This is a genomic window from Prosthecobacter sp., from assembly GCF_044373815.1.
Taxonomy (GTDB): domain Bacteria; phylum Verrucomicrobiota; class Verrucomicrobiia; order Verrucomicrobiales; family Verrucomicrobiaceae; genus Prosthecobacter.
The window spans coordinates 1-2,793 of record NZ_JBIPNG010000670.1 but is presented as its reverse complement, the minus strand read 5'-3'; the positions used below and the strand labels follow the sequence as shown (position 1 = coordinate 2,793).

The 2,793-nt window shown below is 61.0% G+C and carries 1 protein-coding gene and 1 pseudogene; both read left to right on the top strand.

From position 1 onward, the window contains the following. Nucleotides 1-408: pseudogene (locus tag ACIREA_RS30045) on the top strand (sugar phosphate isomerase/epimerase); the annotation flags it as partial. A gap of 417 nt (nucleotides 409-825) precedes the next feature. Beyond that, nucleotides 826-2,772, top strand: coding sequence for a DNA topoisomerase IV subunit B (locus tag ACIREA_RS30040; RefSeq protein ID WP_397386000.1), 1,947 nt, complete (start codon nucleotides 826-828; stop codon nucleotides 2,770-2,772). Nucleotides 2,773-2,793 lie beyond the last annotated feature (21 nt).

Below are 2,793 nucleotides of genomic sequence, written 5' to 3'. Positions count from 1 at the left end.
GAGCTGGGCGATTACGCCATCGGCTTTGGCCAGGAAATCCGGCTTGAGGTTCACGGCAAGGACACCTCCGAGCTGCCCCACATCAAGACCATCATGGACGCCGCCGACCGCGACAATGTGCGCGTCTGCTGGAACTCGAATGACACCGATCTCATTGGCGCCGGACTGGCGGCCAACTTTGCCCTCGTCAAGGAACGCTTGGGGCACACCGTGCACATCCGGGGCGTCAACCAGAGCACCTACCCGCTCGATCAACTCGCCAAACTGCTCGTGGAAGCCGATTACCAGGGCCACGTCTGCCTTGAAGCCCACAAGCTGCCCGCCGGAGACCGCGTCGCCGCACTCGCCGAGCAGCGTGAGCTCTTCATGAACCTCGTGACCGAGGCGCGCAAATCGGTGAAAGATTGAGAAGAGCGCAGAAATCCCAGCACTCCGGCGTAGAGGGATCGTCCCGATCCCTCCACGCTCCGCTCTCGCCCTAGATTCCGCGCCGAATAGACGCGGTTTTCTTCTTTATACACGCCGCAGCCATCGCCGCCCCAGATAGGGGATCGAGACGATCCCCCCTCCGCCAGAGCCTGCGCTGCGCTTTGTCACGCCCCCATCCCTAAATCATCAATCGTAAATCATAAATCCCCGGCCCAGCCCTACTCGTACGACCAGTACACCCCCTTGACACCCCCGCCCCTCTCTGCCATCTCAGACCGTTGATTCGCTGCGCTCACCCTACGGGCTCCCTCCGGTCGTCTGTCTCGCTTTGCTCGGCTGTTTTTCGTCATTCTGATTTCGTCATTCTGATTTCGTCATTCGTCATTTTTCCTTCCCATGGCCACCCCCGCTCCTGCACACGGTTACACTGAAGATTCCATCAAGTCCCTCGACTGGCGCGAGCACATCCGTCTGCGCCCCGGCATGTACATCGGCAAGCTGGGAGACGGCTCCCTGCCTGAGGACGGCATCTACGTCCTGCTCAAGGAGGTGCTGGACAACTGCATCGACGAGCACGTCATGGGCTACGGCAACACCATCGAGATCACCATTGCGGACGACCAGACCGTCAATGTGCGCGACTACGGCCGTGGCATCCCGCTCGGCAAGCTGCTGGAGTGCGCCGCGCAGATCAACACAGGTGCGAAGTACGATAGCGAGGTCTTCAAACGCTCCGTCGGTCTGAACGGCGTCGGCATCAAGGCGGTAAACGCCCTGTCCGAGTTCTTCGAGATCCAGGCCATCCGCGAAAACCAGACCCGCTCCATCGAGTTCAGCCAGGGCATCGTCGTTTATGACATGGGCAAGCCCACGCCCTGCACCGAGCCAAACGGCACGCGCATCGCCTTCCGTGCGGATGCCGAGAGCTTCGCGGACGACACGCATTACCGCCTCGATTTCGTGCGCGAGATGCTGCGCTTCTACGCCTGGCTCAATCCCGGCCTCACGCTCCTGCTGCGCAGCCCGTCAGGCGAAGAGAAGTTCAAGTCCAAGGACGGCCTGATGGACCTCATCCGCGCCAAGCTCACCGAAGAGCCGCAGTACCCCATCATCCACCTGGAGGGCAAGGACGTCGAAGTCGCATTCACCCACGGCACCGGCTACGGCGAAGAGTACTACAGCTTCGTCAACGGCCAGCACACCACGCAGGGGGGCACCCACCTCGCCGCCTTCCGCGAGGCCATCGTGCAGGAGTGCCGCGAGTTTTATAAGAAGCAGTTCGATCCCGCAGACGTGCGGGGCAGCCTCATCGCCGCGGTCAGCGTCAAGGTGCAGGAGCCAATCTTCGAGTCCCAGACCAAGACCAAGCTCGGCTCCACCCACATGGAAACGAACGGGCGGAATCTGCGCGGTCACATCACCAGCGTCATCACCGCCCAGCTCGACAACTTCCTGCACAAGCACGCCGACATCGCCAAGTCGCTGCAGGAAAAGATCAACTCCAACGAACGCGAGCGCAAAGAGATCAGCGGCATCCAGAAGGCCGCCCGTGAAAACGCCCGCAAGGCCAAGGTCTGCAACAAGAAGCTGCGCGACTGCCGCGTGCACTTCGACACCAAGGACAAGCGCCGCGAGGACAGCACCCTCTTCATCACCGAAGGCGACAGCGCCTCCGGCAGCATCACCAAGAGCCGCGATGTGGAGACGCAGGCCGTCTTCAGCCTGCGCGGCAAGCCGCTCAACTGCTTCGGCCTCACCCGCAAGATCGTGTATGAAAACGAGGAGTTTTATCTTCTCGCCAACGCCCTGCAGATCGAAGAGGACCTCGAAGAACTCCGCTTCAACCGCGTCGTGCTCGCCACCGATGCCGACGTGGACGGCATGCACATCCGCCTGCTGATGATCACCTACTTCCTGCAGTTCTTCCCCGAGCTCGTGCGCAAAGGCCACCTCTACATTTTGCAGACGCCGCTCTTCCGCGTCCGCAACAAGAAGGAAACCTACTACTGCTACAGCGACGACGAGCGCCAGCGCGCCATCCACCGCTGCGGCAAGACCGCCGAGATCACCCGCTTCAAGGGCCTCGGCGAAATCAGCCCCGATGAGTTCAAGCACTTCATCGGCCCCAACATGCGTCTGGAGCCCGTGAAGGTGCGCGACCACGAAGTCGATGCCGAAGGCAAACCCATCCCCTCCGAGCACCGCAGCGTGAAGGAGATGCTCTCCTTCTACATGGGTAAAAACACCCCTGAGCGCCAGACGTACATCGTGGAAAATCTGCGCATCGAAGAAGAACTGGAGTTCAAGGACGTGGCCGAGACAGCGCTGGCGGTGGCGGCGTGAGCTAAGTAATTTTGCACATAG

What these genes read in the sequence shown, in the direction of transcription:
- ACIREA_RS30040 (WP_397386000.1), top strand. Translation starts at nt 826, where the DNA reads ATGGCCACCCCCGCTCCTGCACACGGTTACACTGAAGATTCCATCAAG.